Annotated in this window: 20 protein-coding genes, 2 tRNA genes and 2 pseudogenes; 8 read left to right on the top strand and 16 right to left on the bottom strand. The window is 39.9% G+C overall.

Annotated elements, in window-relative coordinates; all coding sequences use genetic code 11:
• Positions 1-24: 24 nt before the first annotated feature.
• From HO345_RS08020 to HO345_RS08010, 3 genes and pseudogenes are all read right to left on the bottom strand, one after another.
• Positions 25-762, bottom strand: a complete 738-nt coding sequence (locus HO345_RS08020) for a DUF4469 domain-containing protein (protein WP_253682421.1) — start codon at positions 760-762, stop codon at positions 25-27.
• A gap of 797 nt (positions 763-1,559) precedes the next feature.
• Positions 1,560-1,766: pseudogene (locus HO345_RS08015) on the bottom strand (hypothetical protein); the annotation flags it as partial.
• Positions 1,767-2,319: 553 nt separating this feature from the next.
• A pseudogene (locus HO345_RS08010) lies at positions 2,320-2,781 on the bottom strand (Rpn family recombination-promoting nuclease/putative transposase); the annotation flags it as partial.
• 282 nt (positions 2,782-3,063) lie between these two features.
• On the opposite strand from HO345_RS08010, the gene HO345_RS08005 reads away from it, so the two are divergent.
• The gene (locus tag HO345_RS08005) at positions 3,064-4,605 is read left to right on the top strand and encodes a sigma-54-dependent Fis family transcriptional regulator (protein WP_253682419.1); all 1,542 of its coding nucleotides are present in this window, start codon (positions 3,064-3,066) and stop codon (positions 4,603-4,605) included.
• A 62-nt stretch (positions 4,606-4,667) separates the two neighbouring features.
• Here the strand turns inward: HO345_RS08005 and HO345_RS08000 are convergent.
• The 3 genes from HO345_RS08000 to HO345_RS07990 all read right to left on the bottom strand — a co-directional run bounded on the left by HO345_RS08000 (position 4,668) and on the right by HO345_RS07990 (position 5,511).
• Positions 4,668-4,741 (bottom strand) — tRNA-Arg (locus HO345_RS08000).
• 13 nt (positions 4,742-4,754) lie between these two features.
• Positions 4,755-4,827, bottom strand: a tRNA-Pro gene (locus HO345_RS07995).
• A 60-nt stretch (positions 4,828-4,887) separates the two neighbouring features.
• Complete coding sequence (locus HO345_RS07990) at positions 4,888-5,511, bottom strand: hypothetical protein (RefSeq protein WP_253682418.1); 624 nt, start codon at positions 5,509-5,511, stop codon at positions 4,888-4,890.
• A 151-nt stretch (positions 5,512-5,662) separates the two neighbouring features.
• Here HO345_RS07990 and serS point away from each other — a divergent pair, with 151 nt between their 5' ends.
• Positions 5,663-6,931 (top strand): serine--tRNA ligase, encoded by a 1,269-nt coding sequence (serS, locus tag HO345_RS07985; protein WP_253682416.1) that lies wholly within the window; start codon positions 5,663-5,665, stop codon positions 6,929-6,931.
• 79 nt (positions 6,932-7,010) lie between these two features.
• Here serS and HO345_RS07980 read toward each other — a convergent pair whose 3' ends face one another.
• From HO345_RS07980 to HO345_RS07960, 5 genes are read right to left on the bottom strand one after another with little or no spacing between them, the layout of a single operon-like run.
• Entirely contained in the window at positions 7,011-7,463 is a 453-nt protein-coding gene (locus tag HO345_RS07980; RefSeq protein WP_253682414.1) for a hypothetical protein, read from the bottom strand.
• A complete protein-coding gene (locus HO345_RS07975) occupies positions 7,460-7,675 on the bottom strand; it encodes a hypothetical protein (RefSeq protein WP_010696591.1) in 216 nt (71 codons plus the stop codon). The genes HO345_RS07980 and HO345_RS07975 overlap by 4 nt, the downstream gene beginning before the upstream one ends.
• Positions 7,668-8,060, bottom strand: a complete 393-nt coding sequence (locus tag HO345_RS07970; protein ID WP_253682412.1) for a YraN family protein — start codon at positions 8,058-8,060, stop codon at positions 7,668-7,670. Before HO345_RS07970 ends, HO345_RS07975 begins: the two co-directional genes overlap by 8 nt.
• The gene (locus HO345_RS07965) at positions 8,060-9,325 is read right to left on the bottom strand and encodes a cyclic di-GMP phosphodiesterase (RefSeq protein ID WP_253682410.1); all 1,266 of its coding nucleotides are present in this window, start codon (positions 9,323-9,325) and stop codon (positions 8,060-8,062) included. The genes HO345_RS07970 and HO345_RS07965 overlap by 1 nt, the downstream gene beginning before the upstream one ends.
• Before the next feature lie 30 nt (positions 9,326-9,355).
• A complete protein-coding gene (locus tag HO345_RS07960; protein WP_010696594.1) occupies positions 9,356-9,607 on the bottom strand; it encodes an EscU/YscU/HrcU family type III secretion system export apparatus switch protein in 252 nt (83 codons plus the stop codon).
• A 122-nt stretch (positions 9,608-9,729) separates the two neighbouring features.
• Between HO345_RS07960 and HO345_RS07955 the strand changes: the two genes are divergently transcribed.
• Complete coding sequence (locus HO345_RS07955; RefSeq protein WP_253682408.1) at positions 9,730-11,211, top strand: Do family serine endopeptidase; 1,482 nt, start codon at positions 9,730-9,732, stop codon at positions 11,209-11,211.
• A gap of 65 nt (positions 11,212-11,276) precedes the next feature.
• On the opposite strand, the gene lnt is transcribed toward HO345_RS07955, so the two are convergent.
• Positions 11,277-12,869: an apolipoprotein N-acyltransferase gene (gene lnt / locus HO345_RS07950; protein WP_253682406.1), complete on the bottom strand. Its 1,593-nt coding sequence runs from the start codon at positions 12,867-12,869 to the stop codon at positions 11,277-11,279.
• A gap of 62 nt (positions 12,870-12,931) precedes the next feature.
• On the opposite strand from lnt, the gene HO345_RS07945 reads away from it, so the two are divergent.
• From HO345_RS07945 to HO345_RS07935, 3 genes are all read left to right on the top strand, one after another.
• Positions 12,932-14,086 carry a galactokinase gene (locus tag HO345_RS07945; protein WP_253682405.1) on the top strand — a complete coding sequence of 385 codons (1,155 nt, stop codon included), beginning with the start codon at positions 12,932-12,934 and terminating at the stop codon, positions 14,084-14,086.
• Between the two features lie 93 nt (positions 14,087-14,179).
• Positions 14,180-14,860 (top strand): tetratricopeptide repeat protein, encoded by a 681-nt coding sequence (locus tag HO345_RS07940; RefSeq protein ID WP_253682403.1) that lies wholly within the window; start codon positions 14,180-14,182, stop codon positions 14,858-14,860.
• 1 nt (position 14,861) lies between these two features.
• Positions 14,862-16,916: a hypothetical protein gene (locus HO345_RS07935; protein ID WP_253682402.1), complete on the top strand. Its 2,055-nt coding sequence runs from the start codon at positions 14,862-14,864 to the stop codon at positions 16,914-16,916.
• 3 nt (positions 16,917-16,919) lie between these two features.
• Here HO345_RS07935 and HO345_RS07930 read toward each other — a convergent pair whose 3' ends face one another.
• Positions 16,920-17,759 carry a mechanosensitive ion channel family protein gene (locus HO345_RS07930; protein WP_253682400.1) on the bottom strand — a complete coding sequence of 280 codons (840 nt, stop codon included), beginning with the start codon at positions 17,757-17,759 and terminating at the stop codon, positions 16,920-16,922.
• Between the two features lie 73 nt (positions 17,760-17,832).
• Here HO345_RS07930 and HO345_RS07925 point away from each other — a divergent pair, with 73 nt between their 5' ends.
• Positions 17,833-18,534 carry an HAD family hydrolase gene (locus tag HO345_RS07925; RefSeq protein ID WP_253682398.1) on the top strand — a complete coding sequence of 234 codons (702 nt, stop codon included), beginning with the start codon at positions 17,833-17,835 and terminating at the stop codon, positions 18,532-18,534.
• 38 nt (positions 18,535-18,572) lie between these two features.
• The gene (locus HO345_RS07920; protein WP_253682397.1) at positions 18,573-21,818 is read left to right on the top strand and encodes a SpiroCoCo family coiled-coil protein; all 3,246 of its coding nucleotides are present in this window, start codon (positions 18,573-18,575) and stop codon (positions 21,816-21,818) included.
• Here HO345_RS07920 and ispF read toward each other — a convergent pair.
• The 3 genes from ispF to HO345_RS07905 are packed head-to-tail and all read right to left on the bottom strand — an operon-like array spanning position 21,790 to position 23,616.
• Complete coding sequence (gene ispF / locus HO345_RS07915) at positions 21,790-22,275, bottom strand: 2-C-methyl-D-erythritol 2,4-cyclodiphosphate synthase (RefSeq protein WP_253682396.1); 486 nt, start codon at positions 22,273-22,275, stop codon at positions 21,790-21,792. The genes HO345_RS07920 and ispF overlap by 29 nt on opposite strands.
• Positions 22,272-23,003 carry an IspD/TarI family cytidylyltransferase gene (locus tag HO345_RS07910; protein WP_253682394.1) on the bottom strand — a complete coding sequence of 244 codons (732 nt, stop codon included), beginning with the start codon at positions 23,001-23,003 and terminating at the stop codon, positions 22,272-22,274. The genes ispF and HO345_RS07910 overlap by 4 nt, the downstream gene beginning before the upstream one ends.
• Positions 22,990-23,616, bottom strand: coding sequence for a CarD family transcriptional regulator (locus HO345_RS07905; protein WP_253682392.1), 627 nt, complete (start codon positions 23,614-23,616; stop codon positions 22,990-22,992). Before HO345_RS07905 ends, HO345_RS07910 begins: the two co-directional genes overlap by 14 nt.
• Between the last annotated feature and the right edge of the window lie 47 nt (positions 23,617-23,663).

The raw sequence follows: 23,663 nt of genomic DNA, 5'->3' as shown, positions 1-23,663 counted from the left end.
TATAGATACGGCGTATCGTCCGGCTTATTTTTTTGCGGTGCAAGGCAGTTTAAATAAGATTTCGCGGACCGTTTTTAAGGGTGCCGTACTGCCGGAATATTTGGTACGCACCATAACCGAAACCTCACCCTCAGGTACTTCTTTGGGCACACGGGCGATGATTTGGCCCGGTTTATTGACCGAAAGGCGGCGGTTGGCTTTATATTCGGTGCCGTTTGCTGCCTTAAAGAATACGCCTTGTGCCGCATCCGTTTCATCTATTTTAAGCTTGTCGCCTTCGATGATGATGTCATCTCCTATCGTTAGCGTACCGTCTTTTAAGCCTGTCGCCGTGTCGGTTATCTCGGTAATGCGGGCACTTTCTTCTTTTGCACCCAGCACTTTTACGCCGATTGCTTCAAGAACGGTTCTCAGGTCGGCGGTGGGGATAAGGTCAACCGTACGTTTGTGCACTTTTTCGTCGTAAGGCGAATTTTCAGTTTCCCATACACCCGATACACGCGGGCTTATCTGCACCAAACCGTCCATAAAGCTTAAACCCTGTTCAATAAGGTCTTTTACAGCCTTATCTCTCATATTGAGAATGTTCATAATGGTTTCCTTGCGGAATTCGGAGCGTTCTTTGGTAATGATTTCCGCAATGTCTTCGTTCCTCTGCGTAGCGGCATGTGCATGAACATCAGCTATGCAGTCCCTGTCGTTGTCTTTGGTTAAGGTATTCGGTCTTAAATACACTTCCCAAATTGATTTCTTTTTACTCATAAAAAGCCTCCTTTTTAAGGGGAAGGTTCCCCTTAGACCCCTCGTCTGTTTTGGAGAGGAAGGACACCCCGGCAGAACGGGTTTTCCTTCCTCCCCAAGCCCCTCCATCCTTTTCCGTCTGCCAAAGGGGACACCCCTTTGGAAACCCCGTCGAATTCAAGGCTTCGGGGGATGATGTTTTTTGGGATTGACGGGTCTCAATCCTTAGGACATGCCGATTATTCCTTTGCGAAGTTGAGCGAAGCTCAACGCTTTGCGGGCGTTGCGGTTTTATTGAATGTGTAATGTAAAAAACGCACAAGGATGGGGATTTGCTCTTGTGCGTACGGTTTACTGTGAGAAAATCTGTATTTAGCTGTGAATTTGTTTGAGTGCGGAGCGGGAGCTTATGCCGCTTTATTGCTTGTTGCTTGTTGCTTGTTGCTTGTTGCTTGTTGCTTGTTGCTTGTTGCTAAAAATTGTGTCAGGCACACTGTTGCGTGTCAAGTGCTTTACTTCACTTTTCGCATTTTTTTGGTGAGAATATTTGTATTTGCTGTTATCAGTGCGTTTGCAGCGTTTTTCTATCATTACGATACATTATAACATGATCTTTTAGATATTTCAATCTTTTTAAGATTTTTTTTATTTAACCTTTTTTTATTTAACCGCAGGGGGCGCTAAGAGCGCAAAGGAGTTTTTATGATGTTTTGATAACATATTCTTTAATTTACCCTTGGCGTTCCTTGCGGTTTTTTGAATCTGCTCCGCCTATTTGCAAAAAGGCTATTCAAAATAGCCTCAGGATAGCAGGCGTTTCAAACATTTTCGACTTCTTCTTTGCTGAGACCGGTCATCTTCTGAATAAAGGAAATCTCACAATTTTCCTCTTTCATCAACTTTGCTGTTTCAAGTTTTGTTTGGTATGAGCCGTCGGCAAAAGCTATTTGTCTTTCTTCAGCTCTCTGTACTGCGATGTCCGTATCATAATCATATTCGGCTACTAGCATATTTATTACCTCTCTTTAGCAAATATGCGGGCATCTGCTGCGTCACACGGCAAAAAAGTGTCCTCGACGTATACCCGATACGCCTGCGGTACTTTTTTGCCTAACTCCTTGCATCTGCTCCGCCTATTTGCAAAAGTGCTCATACTATATAACCGCCACGGATGGCGGTGGTTCCAGCATTACGATGTTTTGAGCTTTGCTCAAAACTCGAAGTCAACGACTGTACACGGATGTACAGTCGTTGACGGTCGACAAAAACGGAGTCTTTGTATTTTCTGTTTGAAGTACTCATAGCCGCCCCCTCATTGATTGTATTATACCATAATTACTTTAATTTTGTAAGAGTTGTTTTTTTTATTTAACCGCGGAGCACGCTAAGCGTTGCGATTTTTTATGTGAGTAAATTTGTCTGTGTTTGATTGTTTTGGGCGCAGGAAAGCCTCTGCTGCAGTTTCATTTTAAATCTTGTGAAAAAGTCAATAACAGTGCAGACCCTAAATTCCCTAAAATGTAGTTTAAGCTGCCGGTTTTAATAAACCGGTTTCAAATAGTTCCCGATAAATCGCAGGAGTATAACCTTTTGTGAACCGTCTTGTAAAGGGGTATTTTTATCCTCTATACAAAGATTTTCAAAGGTATAAATTGGCCTATTTTTGCCTATAGCATCAAAAGTACAGATAAAAATTATAAAACTGTCATTTAAATTGTTATAGAAATTCCCCTTATCCAAGAATGAAATGTCTATAGCTGCTTGGTAAAACCTCATTCTTTTAGGTATATTCTTCTCGTTGCTCACCTGCATTTCAATGTCGTAGAATTTACCGTTTTCTGTCTGTACCAGAACATCAAATCTTACGGATTTAACTTGTTCGTAGGCGTTAATATTATGATGTACCGAAATATAAGAAATTTGACCTATCGTGTCTGATAGAATCATTTCGATGAGTCTTTTACACAAATCCGGATTTTGCATAACTTTACAGAACATGAAGTCATCCTGTAGTGTTAAATCTTCAAACCTTTTTACCATTTTTTTCTCCTAATTTTTTTATTTTTCTCCTCCCCATTATATTTATAGGAATTATTTGAAAAAAATAGTAAATTAGTAAAAAAAATCCTTTGCGTCCTTTATATCTTTGCGGTTAAATAAAAGAATATAAACCACAATGGTACGAAAAAGGGGTTTAGCCTCGAAGCTTCGCTGGCTGTACGCCTTGAAGCTCCGCTGGCTGTACGCCTTGAAGCTCCGCTGGCTGTACTTACCCCTGACTCCTTTTGACAAAGATTTATAATGCGGGTATAATCGCATTGTATGAACAAGGCTATATCTGTTTTAAATAAAACCAATCCCATCTCGGCCGAGCAGGCATTGGAGCTTATTCTTGAGGCTTTAAGAGAGCTGGTCGATTATGAGCTTGCCGTTGTGATGGGCTTTGAAAATAAAAATGTTTTAAAGGTAAGAAAGGCCATAGGCCCGCTTTCTTCAAAATTGCTGGACGATTTTACGATTAACTTAAACAACCGGAAAGACATTGCCCGAATTTTAGATGAAAGAAAGGCTTTTTTGTTTGATGAAAATATTCCCCACGTCGATACCTATGACGAAATAATGAAGTTGCCCGAAAATCATTCTTGTTTGGTGGCCCCCCTTTACATAGGGGATAAGGCTATCGGAATGATGACCTTGGATCACAGTATGTGTTCCCGCTTTACGCCCGAAATCGTCCGTTTTATATCTACAATTTCAAAACTTATTTCGGTTGCTATGGTCCAAACGGATGCTTCTCAATCCCTTATTCAAAGAACCGAAAGCCTCCTTCTCGAAAGAAATGTTTTGCTCAACGCTTCGACAAATGTTTTTAAGGATATGGTCGGTTCTTCCCGGGCTTGGACTACGGTTTTAGATTCGATAAAGCTGGTTGCGGCCTCTGATGTGCCGGTTTTAATTTCGGGAGAAACGGGAACGGGAAAAGAGCAGGCAGCCCGCACCATTCACAGACTTTCCAACAGGGCCGAAAAACCTTTTGTGCCCGTAAACTGTTCTGCCCTTGTGCAGAGCCTTGCCGAAAGTGAAATCTTCGGGCATGAGAAAGGCGCCTTTTCGGGGGCTGCGGCCTTGCGGAAGGGGCGGTTTGAACTTGCCGACGGCGGAACCCTCTTTTTGGACGAGGTGGGGGACTTGCCCTTTGATTTACAGCCCAAACTTTTGCGTGTTCTTCAAGACGGAAAATTCGAGCGTGTCGGCGGTGAAAAGCCCGTTTCTGTGGATGTGCGCATAATAGCCGCAACCAATGTCGATTTAGCCGAGGCTGTTTCGATGGGGCGCTTCCGTGAAGACCTGCTTTACAGGCTGGATGTTTTCCCGCTAAGGCTTCCGCCTTTGAGAGAACGCGATGACGATACGGCTCTTTTAGCCGAACACTTTATTTCGGATATACGCAAAAGGAAGGGCTTTGAAAACACGAGCCTTTCGATGGCTGCAATCGAAAAACTTATGTCTATGCCTTGGCATGGAAATGTCCGCGAGCTTAAAAACGTTGTAGAGCGGGCTGCAATTCTTTCGCAGGGCGGAGAAATCCCTGCCGAACACTTGGTGCCGGGAACAAGAGAATTCTACATTTCAAACGCTGCCAAAAAAAAGCCCCTAAAGCCTGCCGTAAATAAAGATGCCGAAAAAGATAAGGTTTTGCCTGAAGATGTTAAACCTTTTGATGAAGCTCAAACCGAGATTATTCAAAAAGCCCTTTCAGCCTCACACGGAAAAATTTACGGCAAAGATGGTGCCGCGGCTCTTTTAAACCTAAAACCGGGAACCCTTCAAAGTAAAATGAAAAAACTGGGAATTAAGTATTAGGGCATTAAAAAAGCCGATTAAGTTATCTTGTTAATACACAATACTACTTAATCGGCTTTTAGCGGGACCGGAGGGACTCGAACCCCCTACCTACTGCTTAGAAGGCAGTTGCTCTATCCTGATGAGCTACGATCCCAAGGTTTTAAGGATCGGGATGGAGGGATTTGAACCCCCGATCTTCTGGTCCCAAACCAGACGCCTTAGCCCCTAGGCTACATCCCGATGCGAGTGAACATAATACGCAAAACAGGAATGAATGTCAAGACCTTGGGGCAAAGGTTTTTATAATTTGATTTTTACACCGAGTTTAGCACCTATCGATTTTGCCAAATTAGGTAGTTTTCCTTTGCGCGAATAGGAATTTCCATTAGTATCTTTTTTTACCCAATTTCCATATACGGGTCTATAGTATATTACTGAAGCTCCGGCATACATTCCGAATTTTCTTGTAATCATAAAAGAAGCCGTAAAATTTATTCCTCCGCCTACATTAAAGTAACTATCTGTTACTGTAAGGCTTCCTTCCGGATAGTTAAAAACGGAACCGCCGAATGCAAAGGCTCCGCCTAATAAAAGCTCAAATCCCTTTCCGGGTTTAAATATATATCCTGCACCGAGCATTATATCGTTTACAAATGTATGGTTAAATGTAAAGGTAGTGTTTGCAAAAACAGCCCAGTTTTTTGGAAGAGGGTAGGAGATACCTATATTGAAGCCTCCTAAGCTTTTTGACTTTATTCCATGATGTTTAAAGCCGTCATAAGCATAATTTTTTCCAATATCGTGCAGCTGGTGGTTGTTATAAGCCGCTCCGACTTCCAAATTTATACCGGTCGATTTTGCTGTCAGCATACCTGTAAAAACCAACGCAAAAACAAGACAAACAAAAAATAGTTTTTTGTTCATAAAATTCCTCCAAATGATTAAAATTGTATTATAAAATACTTATGTTGTATTTGAGTATCCGATAATTCTCAAAAATTGTCAAGCTGTCCATTAAATGTATCGTTAAATTTTAGTCCTTGACAGAATTCAAAATAAAAAGTACAATTTTGCCATGTTAGATTATAAATTTATTAAAGAAAATGTTGAAGCCGTAAAACAAAATATAAAAAACCGGCATATGAATGCGGATGCCGATAAGGCAGTAGAACTATATGATAAGCGCACTGCCCTTGTTACTTCGTTGCAGAACCTGCAAAAAGATCGAAACGATAATTCCCAGTCAATGAAGCAAAAATTAAGTCCCGAAGAAAGACAAAAATTGGTCGACCAAGGAAAGGCTATAAAAGAAAAAATCGCCCAAGTTGAAGCCGACCTGGCTGAGGCCGAAAAAGCCCTGCATGAGGCCGTAAGTAAAATTCCGAATATGGCTCATCCCGAAGCCCCTGTCGGCAAAGAAGATTCGGACAATTTGGAAGTCAAGCGCTGCGGAACCGTGCCCAAGTTTGATTTTGAGCCCAAGGATCATGTTCAGTTGGGCCAAGATTTGGATCTTATCGACTTTGAAGCCGGCACAAAGGTTTCAGGCGTTAAATTCTATTTTTTAAAAAACGAAGCTGTATTTTTGGAGCAGGCTTTGACGATGTACGGTCTTAACATATTGCGGAAACATGGGTTTAAGCCCTTTATCACTCCGGACGTTGCGAAAGAAGAAATCTTATACGGTATCGGCTTTAATCCCCGAGGCGAAGAATCAAATGTATATTCTCTTGAAGGTGAGGGAACTTGTCTGGTTGCAACTGCCGAGATTACTCTGGGCGGCTATCACTCGGATGAGATTATCAAAAAAGAAAGCTTGCCGTTAAAATACTGCGGTATTTCCCATTGCTTTAGGCGTGAAGCGGGAGCCGCCGGACAGTTTTCAAAGGGCCTTTATCGGGTTCATCAGTTTTCAAAACTCGAAATGTTTGTTTATTGTACGCCGGAAGAATCCGATGCCCTTCATGAAGAGCTCCGCTTAATTGAAGAAGAAATCTTCAACGGTTTGGGAATCCCCTTTAGGGTTGTCGATACCTGCACAGGCGACTTAGGAGCTCCTGCCTACCGAAAGTGGGACTTGGAAGCATGGATGCCCGGAAGAAACGGAGGAGAATGGGGCGAGGTTACTTCTACTTCAAACTGTACCGATTATCAAGCCCGCCGCTTAAATATACGCTACAAGGACGATGACGGTAAAAACAAATTTCTTCATACCTTAAACGGAACTGCTTTAGCAATGTCGAGGGCTATGATAGCCGTCTTGGAAAATTATCAGCAAGCTGACGGCTCCATTAAGATACCGGAAGTACTTGTTCCCTATTGCGGGTTTGATAGAATCGGTTAAATCGATTGATAAACTTTCTGATAGTTTTAGATATCAGGTTTGTGTAGAAAAAAAAGGCCGGAGCATTGTCCGGCTTTTTTTATGTTTTTGATGTAAGCTCCGAAATATCTTTTTTCCATTGGTAGAGCTTATTTTTATCTTCCCATTCAATTAGTTTTATAATTTTAAAATTTTTACGAATTTTAGGACTTTCAAAATAGGCAACGGCAAAGTTTCCATTTCCTATGTAAATGATTTCTTCGCCTTCTTTTAATTCTTCCGCTTTTTTTAAAAATTCAATAACGCAGTCAAAGTGTACAGGCTGACCGCTTTCTTTATCGGCAATAGCCGAGCTTAAGTCCTGTATTACTTCTCCGCATTTTGTGCATTTGTATTCGGGATATTCTATTTTTTTAAAAACCGGTTCTTTGTTTTGACCGTGAAAAGTTTTAGTTTTTTTTATTTGTCCGTCAAGGGGGCGTTTTTGCGGGGTATCATTCTCCCGTTTTTCCGTCCTTTGACTTCTCATAGGTTTAAACCTTCTTTTACTCATACTCTTATCCTCTTTTTGCAATTCATATTTTCGTAATCGAGTCCGCCGTTCAGCACTCTTTCCGTTATAATTGAAGCCAGTCTATAAATAGCGGCATTTATGTACTCGGGGTCTTCAAGTTTTAATTCCATTGCATGAATTTCCTCATCCGTTAATACGGCATTATGGGTAGAGGTGTTTTTTTTATGTGGAAATAAATTCACACTAGTCATAGCAATCTCCAAAGGCGTCTTTTAAATGTAATATCTCAAGCGGCTGTTCCAAAAAAGGGTTTGATCGTAATACAATCACATCAAATCTTATATACATCTTATTATATTTTCGATTGTTTGCGAGAAAATGTTTAGCGGTTTTTATAATCCTATCTCGTTTTTTTTTGTTGATAATAAGATCTAAATCGGATAGTTCCGTTTTTAATAGGGTTTTTACTTCGACAAAAACCAGAACCCCACAGGATGAGGTTTGCTCCGTTTTATCTAAAGCAATTATGTCTATTTCTCCGGTGCGGGTTCTCCAGTTGCGTTCTAAAATGAGGTAGTCTTTATTTGTAAGCCATTCGGCTATTCGTTGTTCTCCTTTTGAGCCGAGAGAATCCATTATTTATTTCTGTAAGCCCTCGGATCTATAGCCCGAACTATAAAAAGATTTTTATTTTTCTTTAAATCGAGCGGTTCGGAATCTCCGGTTAAGACTTCGCCTGTTGCATCGATTAGTACCCGGACAAAGGGCCGCATGGGTGCTTCAGGTGAGCTTTTTACTACTCGTGCAAGCGAAGCGTCATTCATTAAAACGATGGAGCCTATGGGGTAGATACCTATGCTTCTTATCATAACTTTTATTATTTCAGGATCGAAAATTCGGGCATTATCGGCCAGAAGATTTTTCATGGCTTGATAACCCAACATAAGATCCCTGTAGGGTTTAGGTGTTATCATTGCAACAAAAGCATCTGCAGCTGTTATGATTCTTGCACCGATATCTATATCCTTTCCCGAAAGGCCGTTAGGATACCCCTTGCCGTCCCATCTTTCATGATGCTGCATAATACTCAAGGCAATTTCGCGAGTGTACATGAGCTCACTCATAGCTGTCTTGTAGCCATAGGCAGTGTGAGCCGCAATAGCCTGCCTTTCAATATCAGTCAGGGTTTCTGTTTTATTGAGGATTTTTTGAGGTATTTTTATCATACCTACATCGTGTAAGAGGGCGGCTATTGTTATTTCATTAATTCTATTTTTGGGAAGCTCAAGAGCTTCGCTTAGAATGATGGTCAAGATGGCCGTATTTACGGATGAGCGAGCTAGGCTGTCTTCTTCAAGTTCCGTTCCCAATATAAAGCCCACACAAAGAGGCGGGTTTTTTCTTACCAGTTCCATCAACTCTTCTGCATGATAGGTTACCGGCATATTATCTACCGGTCTTCTTGCTTTGAAATTTTCAAATAATTTTTCAATATTTTTTATAATCGCCAAGTACTCCGTGTAGAGCTGCATGGATCGGGCATCTTGTGTAAGTTTTAAAATACAGTCGGCGGAAATTTCTTCAATTTCGGCTCTTTTAATTTTGGTACCGTTGATGGGATAGTCTTCTTCAACTTCCTCTATTTCCTCCGGATCTTCAAGCTCTTCAATCTCATCGATTTCATCAAGTTCTGCTATTTCATCATCCAGAGTTTCGCCCTCAGGTACAGGATCACCGGCAGTAACAACGTATTGAACTTTCCACCTTTTTAAGGTATCTAACTCATTTTCGCTTAATGCCATACCTCTTAAAAGAAACATGTTTTTCCCGTCATCAAAAAATACGGGAGCCGAAAAACGCACTCCAATCTTTAAATCAGCCGTTTTAATTTTTTTTAACATTTTAAATCTCCTTTTTTAACATCACTACAATTATTTTTTCAGCAAAAAGGCAAAAATAGATGCTACGGCTTTATAAGTGTATTCCGGAATACAGGCGCCTATTTCTTGGTGGACAAGAATATTTGCCAAGGTTTCGTCTTCCACGATTTTAACTCCATTGCGTTCTGCCGTTTCTTTTATTTTTTTTGCTGTAAGGCCCTTTCCTTTTGCCGTAATTATAGGTGCTTTTGATTGTAAAACATAGGAAAGAGCAACTGCACAATCAAGTTTTTCTTTATGCATGTCTCCATTTTATCACAAATATAAAAAAAAACAAGGTAATAAACAAATTTTCGACAATTTTTTTATGTAACTTGACTTAAAAGCTCTTGTTTTAGTATTATAATTATGTAGTGAGGTTATATATGCGTAAATTAAAAAATCCGATTTCAACAATGGCCGGAATTTTATTGATTATGCTTGTTTCGGTTGTTTTTCTTTCAGCTCGATGTTCAAGTAATCCCGAAAATGCAGCAACAGTATATGCCGATTCCGGTTTAAGAACGGAGTTGAGCAAAGAGTCTGTTTCGGCTCTTGAATCTCTTCAAAAAGCAAATCGAGAGCTTACTTCCATGATTTTACCCTCGGTAGTTACCCTTGATGTTGTAGAAACAAGAAAGGTTCAAAACAATATAGACGGCTTTCCTTGGTTTTTCTTTAACCGCCCTCAGGACCAAAAAGACGGTCAGGGCGAAAGAGAATATGAAGCCGAAGGTATGGGCTCCGGCGTTATCGTAAGAAAAACCGGAAAGACCTATTATGTTTTGACAAACCAGCATGTTACGGGCAATGCCAAGACAATTTCCGTTATGCTTTATAACGGGGATAAGGTTCAAGGTAAGTTAATCGGTTCTGATCAGAGGAAGGACGTTGCCCTTGTTTCCTTCGATTATGATAAGGATTTAAGGGTTGCCGTGTTGGGGGACTCAAACACCGTACAGGTAGGAGATCTTACGTACGCAATCGGTGCTCCTATGGGTTATGTATCTACTGTTACAAGCGGTATTGTAAGTGCGGTAGGCCGTTCAGGCGGACCGAACAGAAATAATATAAACGATTTTATCCAAACGGATGCAGCGATAAATCAAGGCAATTCGGGCGGTCCCTTGGTCAATATCTATGGTGAGGTTATAGGTATAAATAACTGGATTGTTTCATCAAGCGGAGGGTCTCAAGGTCTTGCATTTTCGATTCCTATAAACAACCTTAAAAAAGCTATCGATGATTTTATTACTTCGGGTGAAATCAAATACGGTTGGCTCGGCGTTCAGCTTCTTGAAATAAACGATAAGTTTAGAGAAAACTTAAACTTAAAGGATATTGAAGGCGCTTTTGCAGGACAGGTATTTTTAGGTTCTCCTGCGGACAAGGGCGGTATAAAGCCCGGCGATTATATTACCGAGGTAAATTCGACAAAAGTTAAAAATGTTGACGATATTCTGCGTATTATCGCCGACTTAAAGCCCGGAGAAGCCGCATCTTTTAAGGTTTTACGAAAAGGGAAAGAAATCTCCGCAACCGTAAAAATCGAAGAAAGAGATGAAAAAAACGTAGCCGATTCTTCCAAACTTTGGCCCGGTTTTGTTCCGTCTCCTTTAACTGAAGAAATTATAAAACAACTGGAGCTTAAAAAAGGTCAAACCGGTGTTTTGGTAACAAGTTTACAGGCTAAAAGCCCTGCTGCCGTTATGAGCTTACAGCCCGGCGATCTTATAGTAAAGGTCAACGGAAAAGATGTAAAAGATGTTTTGAGCTTTTATGATGAGCTTTTAAACGCAAAGGGCGAAATTTGGTTTGACTTTATAAGAGAAGGTCACAATTTGGTTACCCCAAAGATTAAAAGATAACACACATTCTTAAATAATTTTACCTCCTTTTTGGGCTAAGGCGGCATACTTAAAACTGTGCTGTTTTAGCCCTCTTTATTTATCATAGGACTTAATTTAAACCTCTTTTTTTCCAAAAAGATATTAAAAATCAATATTAAAAACATCATAAGAGGGAACCAATCCTTATATAAGGCATAAAATGTTTTTTTGTGCTCATAAACAGGGACTTCCGTATAAAGGGATTCTGCCTCAAAGAGGGGCAGGCTTGCGATAACTCTTCCTTTTGGGTCTACAACTACAGAGTAGCCTGAGTTGGTGGAACGCACCAAGGTTGTTCTAAGCTCTATGGCTCTAAAATGGGCTACTACAAAATGCTGATACTCGGCACTTTTTGTTTTAGACCAAGAGTCATTTGTTATGTTTATAAGCAACTCACTTCCCGCATTGTGTAAATTAAGGCAGACTGCAGGAAAGGCATCTTCAAAGCATATGGGAACCGTAAAGTTGACCGTCTTTCCTTCCGAATTTTTGATATTAAATACCTTATATTCGGTTCCCGGATTCCAGCCTGAAGAAAAGCCGACCAGCTTATCAAAAAAACGGACAACGAGGGGATTGTCTATAAAGGGAATGTACTCGGCAAAGGGTACGAGTTGGATTTTTGAATAAATATCTAAAATTTCTCCCTTTGGAGATAAAAGATAAGCAGAATTATATTGCTTATCTTCATTTACATAAGGGGAACCGATTATGATGGGGGTATCCGTATCGGCTAAAAACCGGCTAAATGGGTAATCGTAAGGAATAAATCCGTAAACATCCTCGTTGTCCTTGTAAGGAATCGGCATTGAAGATTCGCTCCAAACTATAAGATCCGGCTTTTTGTTTGCGGAGAAGATTGCTTTACGGCTTAAAAGTTGGGAAGTTTTTATGTTTTCTTCAAATTGGAAGTTATCCCATGGGTCGGTGTTTTGCTGGACAATTACGGTATTTAAAAAAGTTGCAGGCTTCATCTCCACCGACAGAATTGTTATTCCGTAAATGTTTATGATTAAAACCAAAAAGGCTGTAAAAATCAGGGGGCTTTTAATTTCGGTTAAACTTTTAAAAAAAGCCTTTGAATTTGCCGAGTACGCATACCTTTGCAAGGCTTCGCCTAAGCAGGCTGCAATAAGGGGTACAATAAAAGAAAGCCCCCAAACTCCCGTTATATCTACAAATTGAATAAACGGCTTTAAATTAAAGCAGATCATCGGGGCTGTTCCCCAAGGATAGGCCAAAAAGCCTGTAGATTTGGAAATTTCCCAAAGCATCCAAACCGAGGCAAAGAAAAACGGGCGTAAATTTTTGTTTTTTTGAAGACCGTGATACATCAAAAAGCCGAATGGCATAGCCATAAAAAAATATGCAAGAGTGCTGGCTCCAAGCGTAAATATTGCAAAATCTTCAAAAAATGCAAGCCAAAAACTTGACATCAAATGAACAAAAGAAACAAAAAAACCGTACAAAAATGCCGCTCTTTTATGTGAGCCGCAGTTAAGAAGTGCATAGTATACTAAAACTAATCCTGAAAAACCTGCAATAGCCGAGCCGAAATTTAGGAATTCATTTGGAATTCCGAGAGAAAATAGGGCTGAGGACATAAAAATACTCAAAAAAGACAAAAAAAATCGCATATTTACACATCTATTTAATCATTTTTATTGAAAAATTTCAATATAACGAGTATTATATATTTATGCAAAAAATAGTTACATTTCATATTGACGAATATGGAGATGAACCTGAAGTATGTGCTGCCGCTCCGGGGCGCTTTCATCTTCTAGGTGAACATACATGGTTTGCACAAGGAAATACTCTTTCCATGAGCATTAATCACTATTTGTATGCTTGTGCATCTAGGCGCAGTGATAATAACTTTAGGCTGTTTTCAATTTCGCTTAATGAGCGGAAAAAAATATCTTATTCCGGTCTCAGGTATAAGAGGGAAGACCGATGGGCTAATGCTGTTAAAGCCGTTATTTCGGCGTTTAACGACTTTGGTCATCATGTTTCAGGCTTAAATTTTACGATTTTGTCGGAAATACCTGCGGATGCGGGCTTGGGAACTCCCAACGCTCTTAAAACGGCAACAGCCCTCATATTGAGGAAGATGTTTGCCCCAAAACTTACCAAAAGCGATTTGGTAGATATTCTTGAACATGCGAACGTTCAACATTTAAATACTTATGCACATAGGGCGGATATTCTATGCGCTCTCTTTGCAAAATCCAATCACTGTGTGCGTACCGACCATCGAAAAAAAACTGCGGATATTTATCCTTTCCCAATCGAAGGACATTCCATTATATTGACGGATTCCCGTGTACCGCGCATAATTGCCCGAGAAGAGTTGACGGCCAGATTGGATGAATGTGTTGAAGCCTATGAGTTGGTAAAAAAACAGCCGGATATGCCTAAAAATATGATGCATTTGACCGAAAAAATGCTTGAAGAAATCGATATCCCCGAATCGGTGAGGCGGAGGGTTACCTATATTATCAGAGAATCTTTAAGTGTTGATGAAGCTGTGGACGCCCTAAAGCGTAAAGATAATATAATGCTTTCGCGGATTTTAAACCGCTCGCATGAAGGGCTTAGAGACCGCTTTGAAATTTCCTGTCCCGAATTGGATTGGCTGGTAAAGCGCTCCCTTGAATTTATGGAGCCTTCGGTAACCAACCTTGTGTGTTCACGAATGACAGGGAAAGGCTTCGGCGGTTGTACTTATACTATTCTTAGAGATGAAGATGCAAAAGCTTATATAGAAAAAGTCGGAGATTACGAAAGAATTTTCGGATTTAAACCTTTGGTATACAGGGCTAAGCCTACAGGTTCTGCAAGAACATTTTAATAAGGGCTTTAAGAGTAGTGAATTTTTAAGTGTCTTTCTCTGCTATTGTGTAAAAAGTTTTTTTTCTGTATAATTTGAAAAAGGGAGGGGTTCATGCATTCCGAATTAAAAGAGGGTATAAACCTATATAACAAAAAAGACTATCAAGAAGCTTTAGTTTTCTTTTTAAGCGTAAGTACTGAAGATGTTCTTATGAAAATCGAAATAAACTATTATATAGGACTAATATATTCCCGCTTGTCGGAGTATGAGCAGGCTCTTGAATATCTTGAGCAGGTAGTAACTGCGAGCAAGGATATTGCAAAGGTTTATCAATGCAGATTGATTTTAGCCTTTATCTATGCAAATACGGGCCGAACCAGACTTGCAGAGTTTGAGCTTTCAAAACTTATTGAAGCCGGTTATGAGTCGGTACAGGTTTTTTCTTCATTGGCTTATGTTTATTATGAGCATCAGGAAACCGAAAAGGCCATCGACTATTACGAAAAAGCCTTAAAAACCGCTCCCGAAAACAGCACGGCCCTAAACGGTCTGGCCTATATCTTGGCCGAAACGGATAGAGATTTGACACGCTCATTGCTCCTCTGCAAAAAAGCCGTAGAAAAACAGCCCGAAAATCCGGCTTATTTGGATTCGATGGCTTTAATCTATCATAAGATGAACCTCCCTTCGGAAGCTAAATCCTATATTACTCGAGCTAAAGAAAAATTACCCGATAATAAGATTATACTCAAACACTTTGAAATGATAAGTTCTGATGCACGGGAGGCTTAAGATGAAGTCCGGTAGAAAATGTCGTATAATTGTTTTTATAAGCTTAGTCTTATTTACTCTTCCTGTTTTTTCACAAGATAAGAATTTTACCGATAAGCCGTCCTCGTCGGATAAGAGGGTTGCTTCCGAAGAATTTAGGCGGGGTGTTCAAGCCTATTATCGAGGAACCTTTAACGAGGCCATCCTTTTATTCGAAAAAGCTCTTTCTTATCTGCCTGATGAGTCCTTAATTTTAGATTGGCTTGGAAAGGCCTATTACAGCTCCGGTGTTGAAGGTGCAGCTCTGACTCAGTGGGAGTTGGCCGAGGCAGCAGGTTACGGCGGAATGCTTTTAAAAAACAAGATAGAAATTCTAAAAGAATCGAGGAGCCTTACTCCCTATTCTTCAGATAATATAAAGTATGTGGAAAACTCTTCTTTTAGCTCAAAGAACGGCACTGTAGAGCTTTTCCGCCAGCCTCTTTCGATAGCAGCTGTTTCCGACGGTTCATTTTGGATGACGGCTTACGGCTCAAACGAGCTTTTGCACTTTAATGTAAACGGTATTATCTTGGACAGAACAAAGGGGCCTATTCAAGGCTTTGACAGGCCCTTCGATGTTATAGCCCTATCGGACGGAAATCTCTTGGTTTCGGAATTTGCCGCCGACAGACTTTCTCTCCTCGATAAAAACGGTTCTTTTATAAAATCATTCGGAACGAGGGGCCGCGGAAACGGAGAGTTCATAGGACCTCAGTTTTTAGCTGAAGACGAGTACGGCAATATCTATGTTTGCGATTTTGGGAATGCAAGAATCGTTGTTTTTTCTTCTGCCGGAGAGCCTCTTTTTACCTTTGGAAAAAAAAGCGGTCTTTTCGGGGGCTTTACGGCTCCTTCGGGGATAGCTGTAGTTGACGGACTTGTCTATGTTGCCGATGCAATAAAGGGAGCCGTTTATACCTTCGATACGGCGGGTAACTTTGTTCAATCCCTCTTACCTGAAGGCTCCTTAAAGCAAATAGAATCCCTTAGGGAATGGAACGGCAATTTGGTTGCCTCTGCCGGTAATAAGGCCTACCTTATCGATATTGCTTTTTCTACTGTAAGCGAGTTGACGAGTTTGGGAAATGCCCCTACAAAGATTACGGCTGCGGTTCCCGATGTAAACGGAAGTCTTCTTTTAATCGACCATAAAAATCAAACGGTAGAAATAACTTCAAGAATAAATGAATTGGCCGGCGGCCTTTTTGTATTGATAAAAAAAGTTTATTCAGATAAATTCCCCGAAGTCTTGGTTGAAGTAAGCGTACAAAACCGCGACGGCAAACAGATTGTAGGTTTGACTCAGGATAACTTTATAATCACTGAGGGAAACAGGCCTGTTGCCGATTATTCTTTGACCGGTTCTTCCTATCTTAATAAAACTTGCGACATAGCCGTCATTGTTGAAAGGTCTCCCAATTCCTTAAAGGAAAAGGCTTTAATAGAGGCTGCCTTAAAGGAAATTGCGGAAGCAATGCAGGGCAGGGGAAAGATAAGTCTTATTTCCGCATCATCTATTCCCGCTCTTGAGGGAAAATTTTGGCCTGCCGATTTGATAACCCTGCCTAACCGCATAAAGGCTCCGGCCTCGCCCGACTGGAAATTCGATCTAGCCTTGAGGCTTGCCGTAGGGGATCTGATAAATGCCGAACAAAAAAGAGCCGTTCTTTTTTTGAATTTCAGCGATCCTAATTCGGATAATTTTAAGCAGTATAATTTAAACGACCTTGCTTCATACATGAAAAATAACAATATACGTTTTTATCCGATTAGTTTAAAAAAGGGAGCTCCTGCTTCCGAAATGAGCTATCTTGCAAAAAAGACGGGCGGCAAAACCTCATACATCTATGCAGAAAGGGGCTTAAAACCTCTTATTGACGATATTATCGAAAAGCCCTTGGGAATGTACCAGCTGAAATACACTTCTACTATGTCCACCGACTTCGGAAGATCATTTTTACCCGTAGAAGTAGAGGTTCAGCTTTTGGAAAGATCCGGACGAGATGAAATAGGATACTTCGCTCCCTTGGAGTAGAAATCAATAGGGCTGTTTCTTTGTTCTTTCCGGATTGATATAAACGTCCATCTGAGGGAAGGGAATATTTATTTCGGCTTCTTCGAAGAGTTCAGCTATAAGTTTAAAAATAGAATTTTTTATAACAAGAAAATCTTCATTTTTTCCCCAAGCATAAAAAGCAACTTCAATACCGGAATCTGCATAAGCCGACCAGAAAACAAAGGGTTCCGGGCTTTTTAGAATTTGAGGCACTCGGTTTGGGATTTCCATTAAAACGGATTCCACTTTTTCCATATCGCTTCCATATGCAACGCTTATCTTTGTTTCAATTCTCCTTATCGGGAGGCTTGAGTAGTTTATCAGGTTTCCTTTTATGACTACCTCATTCGGAATACGCACTATGTTTCCGTCAAGGGTTTTTACCCTGATAGCCATAAAGTCAATCGATTCTACATTTCCCGTTATGTCTCCAAGCTGGATACGGTCGCCTACCTTAAAGGCTTTTTCGGCAAGGACAAAGAAGCCTGAAATTATATTAGACACCGAGGTTTGGGCTGCAAAACCTATGGCAACACCGGCAATACCTGCGGCTCCTACAAAGGCATTTATGTTTATACCTAGCTTTTTAAATATCGTCATCAAGATAACGGCCAGACAGGTGTATTGTAGAATTTTTGTTATCAGGTTTTGAATTGCAGGGCTTACCTTGTTCTCCGTAAATTTTTTAAGCGATTTAATTATAATTTTAAAAAAGATGTATGTTATTAAAATTATCCCCAAGAAAGACAATATGGATATAAAAGAGGGCAGGGTAAAGTTTTCTTTAACAAAAGTTTGTATTTGTTCTAAGTTTATGTTCATTTTTTTAATCTATCAAATTTTTTGTAAACTTCCAAGAGGTAGACAAAGCCTTACATTTATAGTATAAAATCATATGAAGTACGGTATTTCTGCTATAGCATTTGACATTGACGGTACGCTTTATCCTTCATGGCGCTTTAATTTACGTATAATTCCATTTCTTTTAAAGCACTTTAATTTTATGTCTGCTTTTAACAAGACCCGAAAAGATATAAGGCTTTGGCAGGAAAAGAATCCCGATAAAGTTTTAAGCAACTTTTTTGATTTTCAAGCCGAAATTTTGGCAAAGTACGCAGGAAAAAATAAGGAAGATGTTAAAAACTTTTTGGAGACTGAAATTTATGAGGGTTGGAAAAAGCGTTTTGCAAGGATAAAACCTTACTTTTTTGCAAGGGAATCTATAGAGGAATTTAAAAGATGCGGGCTAAAAATAGCCCTTCTTTCGGACTTTTTACCGGAACAAAAAAATGATGTATGGGGAATTTTACCCCTTTGCGATGCCGTTTTCGGGACAGAGACCATAGGGGCATTAAAACCTTCTCCTCTCCCATTTAAACGGTTGGCGGAAGCCCTTGATCTGCCTTGTGATAAAATTCTCTATGTCGGAAATAACCTCAGATACGATGTTGCAGGGGCCAAGGCAGCAGGAATGCATACTGCCTGCATAAAGAGCAGGTTATTTATCTTACTTAAAAAAGTTTTTGTTCAAAAAGATAATGAAAAACCGGATATTTATTTTTCAAACTATCGCCAATTATTGAAATTTATGATATAATCTGATATTATAAGCGTAAAAAAGGGTGGGAATTTTTAATGATTTATATTTTATTCAATCTTATAACACTGGTAATTTGTGTGGGTATTATTATTGCTTTTAGACAAAGCGATAAAAATAACCGATCCATCGAAAAAGCAAAAAGATACGGGGATAAAATAAAAGAAGACCTTGAAGCTTTTGTAAACGAAAAAAATTCTACTTTAAGCGATCTTTCCACGGAATTGGGGGTGCAGCAAAGTAAGGCTATTGCTACGGTAAAGCGGCTTGATGAACTTCGAGCCGATTTTTTAGTGCAAAGTCAAACAGTAGAAGAGCGCTCCGCCGCCATTCAGGATATTGACAGATATATTACCGAATCCGGGCAAACCATTCAAAAACTTATGGATATGACAGCCTTGGCAGAAAAAAATTTAATGGAAATTACAAGGGAAGCGGATTTTGTCGATTCTCTTGCAAAATCGATTAACGCTGCAAGGGCTCAGCTGAATAATCTCACCGAAAGTATTCCTGAATTAAAACAAAATTTTGCGGCCGAAGCCGATGCAAAATTAAGCGAATATAAAAGCAAAATATTGGATGAAATGGGCCTTGTAATCAACGATGTTGAAAACCGCCTTGCTTCAGCCCAAAGAGATACGGGCGAACTCTTGGAAGTAACATCAATTAAACTTCAAGACTTATATAAAGAGGCCTATAATTCTGCTGCAGACAAGGCGGGTGCCCTTCAGGAAGCTGCCTTTGCTAAGTTAAAGGAAGAAACGGCAGAAAGGGTTCAAAGCTACAGCAAAGAATTTGAAGAGACCGCTGCAGAGATTGAAACCCAAATGGATGACAATTTAAGCCGGACAAGGCAGATGGCTTCCGAATTTAAAACGGAGTGGGAAACTCAGGCAAAAGACTACCTTGCTCAAATGCAGTCGGATTTTTCCCGGACCGAAGAAAATATTTCTTTACGAATAAATTCCATATCCGAAAGATTGAAGGAAGCTGAGGATGCCGTTTCAGTACGCTCGGATGCTCTTTCTTCCGATTTAAGTCAAACGGAAGCTACAATGAGGTCTCAGTTTAACTCCCTTGCTTCTAACTTCCAAGATAACGTAAACTCTCTTTCTAAATTTACGGATAAAAAGTTAAATGAGTTTAAGATTCAGACTGAAGAAAGATTTACCAAATTTGAAAAGGCTATTGAAAATGTTGACAGCTTAAAAGAAGAAATCGAAAAATCTCAAGACCTTATTAAAAATCAGATGATAGCCGACTTCTCTTCTTACGTAAATGCGGCCAAACAAAGTCAGCAAAACTTTTTTAACGAGTTTACGAATAATTCGGAAAAAATCCGTGAACGCATGAAGGCCATAGATGCAGGTATCGATGATCTAAAAGCTAAGGCCTATACAAATGTTTCGGAAAAACTAAAAATGTTTGAGGACGACTTCTTTGCAGACCTTGCAAAGAGGAGCGAAGCTATTAATCTCAGCTTCGACCAGTGGAAAGATGATGTTTCTGCCAACATGACTCTTCTTGCTTCTGAAAACGAATCGGCAAGGAAGGATTTGGAAGAAAAATATAAGGCAGAGCTGCGTGTAAGGCTCGGTCAGGCAGCCGAAGAATATAAGGCTCTTTTTGCCAAACTTGATGAAAAGGTTAAAGATGTTGAAGCCGGTTTAAATTCACGGGTTTCTGCAATGGACGGCACTGTCGAGCAATACATAGAATCTTTCCGTGCAGATGTAGATCAGATAAAAGCAAAGGCTTCTCAGCAGCTTGAAACTGAGCTTGCTTCATATAAGGAGCAGGTTCGAGAGGCTATATCCAATCAAAATGCAGAGCTTGAAAACACTTCAAAGGGCCTGCAAGAAAAACTCCTTTCTATCAGGGAAGAATCGGAAGCCAAGTTTGAAACAATTAAAAAGGATTTTGAAACTTGGAAGAACCGCACGGATCAGCAGTTCACGGATGCCCGCTCCTTCTTTGACGAGAAGATTACAAACTTTGCCGGCTTAACGGAAAATGCAATTAAAAATCTTGATGCCAAGTACAATGCTCAGTATAAGGATTTTATTGCAAAGAGCGGAGATGCCTTTAACGGTATTCAGGCTAAGCTTAATTCCGTTGATACTAAGGTTGCATCTGCAAACAAGGCTATTGATGAACACGCTTCCGAAGTTACAAACCGATTTAATATTGAGGCAGAAAAACTCAATGAGGTAATCAATAAAAAAATTAAGGAGGCCGCTTCTGAGGCAGAGTTGTCCGTACAGGGCATCAATGATATGATTCTTGAAGTCCGTAACCGCCTTGATGAAACCCAAGAAAAGGTTCGCGAAAAGATTCAAGCCGATGCAGACCGCCTAAATTCGCTTATAGAAGAAATAGATAAAAAACAAAATGACTTTATTACACAAACCAAGGTCTTTGAAAGGGCTGATGAATTAAAAGAAGGTTTGGAAAAAGATATTGCTTCTCTTAAAAGTGAGGTTACTAAATTTGAAGTTTATAAAAATGCAATGGATGACCTCACTCTTCAATATGATAAGGTTACACATTTGGAAGAGGAAGCTAAACAAAAGGTCAGCCGCTTTATGAATGAGCGCAAAAACATTGAGCTTCTTGAAGGCGAGTTTATAAAGCTTAATACTCTTTCCGATTCGATGGACAAAAAAATCATCGAGCTTACTGCCGTAAATGATGACTTACAGCAATACCAAGTCCAAATTAGAAGATTGGAAGAAGGTATCGGTGATGTAAACACCCGCTATGAAAGGCTTGAGAAAAAAGAAGCCGTATTAAATCAAACTCTTGAAAGCATTGATTCCGCTTTTGAAAATTTAAAAACTCTTGAGTCGGATATTAAACAATTTAAGACTGAGGTAAGTGTAATCCCTCCTGAGATGGAAAAGATAAAGGTAACGCTTGAAACCCTTTTATCAAATCAGGGCAGGGCAGAAGCTGTTTGCGAAAAGATTGAAAGCGTCGATTCTACATTGGACGATTTGAATTCCAAGATGGATAACCTAAAGCAGGCCAGAAGCTGGCTTGCTGCTACTGAAACCAGATTAAAAGAAATTTCGAGCGAATCGGAAGCTCAGCTAAAGCTGATGGCAGATCTCTTTAAGAGCGAAAAACCCGAAAGGAACGAAAGCGGAAGTCCGTCGTTAAATGTGCAAGAAAACGTACTAAAACTGTCCCGCCAAGGCTGGAAAAACAACGAGATTGCAAAAGCTTTAAACTTATCCCTTGGGGAAGTAGATCTTATTCTTGAGTATGCCGACAAAATATAAGGCATGAGGCAAGGGCGGCAACGGCCTTGCCTTTTCCTATTATTCCTATACCCTCGCCGGTTTTTGCCTTTATAAAAATTTGCTCTTTTTCTATTTTTAAAATACTTGCTATTGATTTTCTTATTTCTTCTCTGAAGGGGAGAATTTTTGGTTCTTCGATTATTATTACGCAGTCAATGTTTTGGATTTTCCATCCTGCTTTGCTTATTCTTTCCCATACTGTTGATAAGAGCTCTGACGAATTTGCGTCCTTCCATTTTTTATCGCTTGGCGGAAAAAACTCTCCTATGTCTCCCATTCCGCAGGCTCCAAGGAGGGCATCTGTAATAGCATGAAGGAGGACATCTCCATCCGAGTGGGCTTTTTCACCTTTTTTAAAAGGAATATGAACGCCTCCCATCATAAGCTTTTTTCCTCTAACTAAGCGGTGTAGATCGTAGCCGAGGCCTGTCCTCATTTTATATCTTCCTTAAAGGTTATTTTTTTGTTGGATACTTCTCCGGTACAGATAAAAACGTCTCCGGCAAATTCTCCGTAAATCTCGCTGTCATCCGTATACTCTTTTTCGTTACCGGCGGCATTTTTATGAGCTTCCAGAACTTTTTCAAAGTTAAAGCCTTGAGGGGTTTGTACCGAGTATACGGAGCTTCTTTTAAGGTGTTGGGTTATTTTACCGGATTTGTCGGCGATTTTTTGCGTATCAACGGCTTGATAACCTGGAATTACCGCTTCATGTTTTTTTACTGAAGAACAAACATTTTTTATAAGTTCTGGGCTGACCCACGGGCGGGCGCCGTCATGGATTAAAACATATTTAAAATCTTCTTGATATTTTTCTTTAATCTCTTCCAGTTTTATAAGTGCGTTGAAGACTGAAGCCTGTCTTGTATCGGCTCCGGAAGTGAGGATTATTTTTGTTTGTTTGCCTGCCAATTCTTCTTCAATTCTTTTATCGTTAAAAATTAAATTATTTATGGTAGAAATATCTTTTTCAGGTACGGTAATTACCAATACATTAAATAATTTGGTTTGTAAAAACTTTAAAAGACACTCTGAGATTACCGTTACTCCATTACCGTGATCCGGCAGACTTAAATATTCTTTTTTAATTCCAAGTTTCATTCTTTTGGATTGTCCGGCAGCCGTGATGACTGCTGCAAATCCTAAACGTTTAATCGTCATCATAGTCCGAATCTTCTATGTCATCTTCATCCATATCGTCATCGTCAAGTCTTTCATCATCATTTGCGATTAAATCGTCGTCGTCATCATATTCATCCTTGAATTTTTCGATTGGGCCGCCGAGCGGTTCAAGGTGTAAGTGTATAGCTGCCTCTACTTCGGTTTTTGTCATTTTTAATGCTGCTGCTATTTCATCTTGAAAAATTCTATAGGCTGAGTCGTAGAGCTTTCTTTCCTGAATGGGAAGCTCTTTTGTTTTGCTGCGCTGGTAGAGGGAACGTACAACCGAGGCTGTGTCCAAGATTTTTCCGCTTTTAAATAAATCCATATTCATTTGATAGCGGGCCTTCCAATCTATCGGGATAGGCTCAAAATCTTCGGATAGGAATTTGAGAGCGGCCTCAGCTTCTGCCTTTGTTACTATACGCCTTATTCCGAGGTTATCAATTCCGGTAATAGGAACTAAGACCGTCATATCCGAATCGGCCAGATAAATAACGTAATAGTCGATAACTTCTCCGGCTATCTCTTTTTTGGTAATATCCGTGATAGTACCGACACCCTGACCCGGGTAAACGACAACTTCTTTTGCTGAAAAAACAAATTTCTTACTCATATGTTCGGGCATTATAGCATAAATATCTTTTTTAGTCTACGAGGCGA

The sequence above is a fragment of the Treponema denticola genome (assembly GCF_024181645.1).
GTDB classification, from domain to species: Bacteria; Spirochaetota; Spirochaetia; order Treponematales; family Treponemataceae; genus Treponema_B; species Treponema_B denticola_A.
The sequence above is the reverse complement of the archived record's forward strand: the minus strand, read 5'-3'. Positions and strand labels throughout refer to the sequence as shown.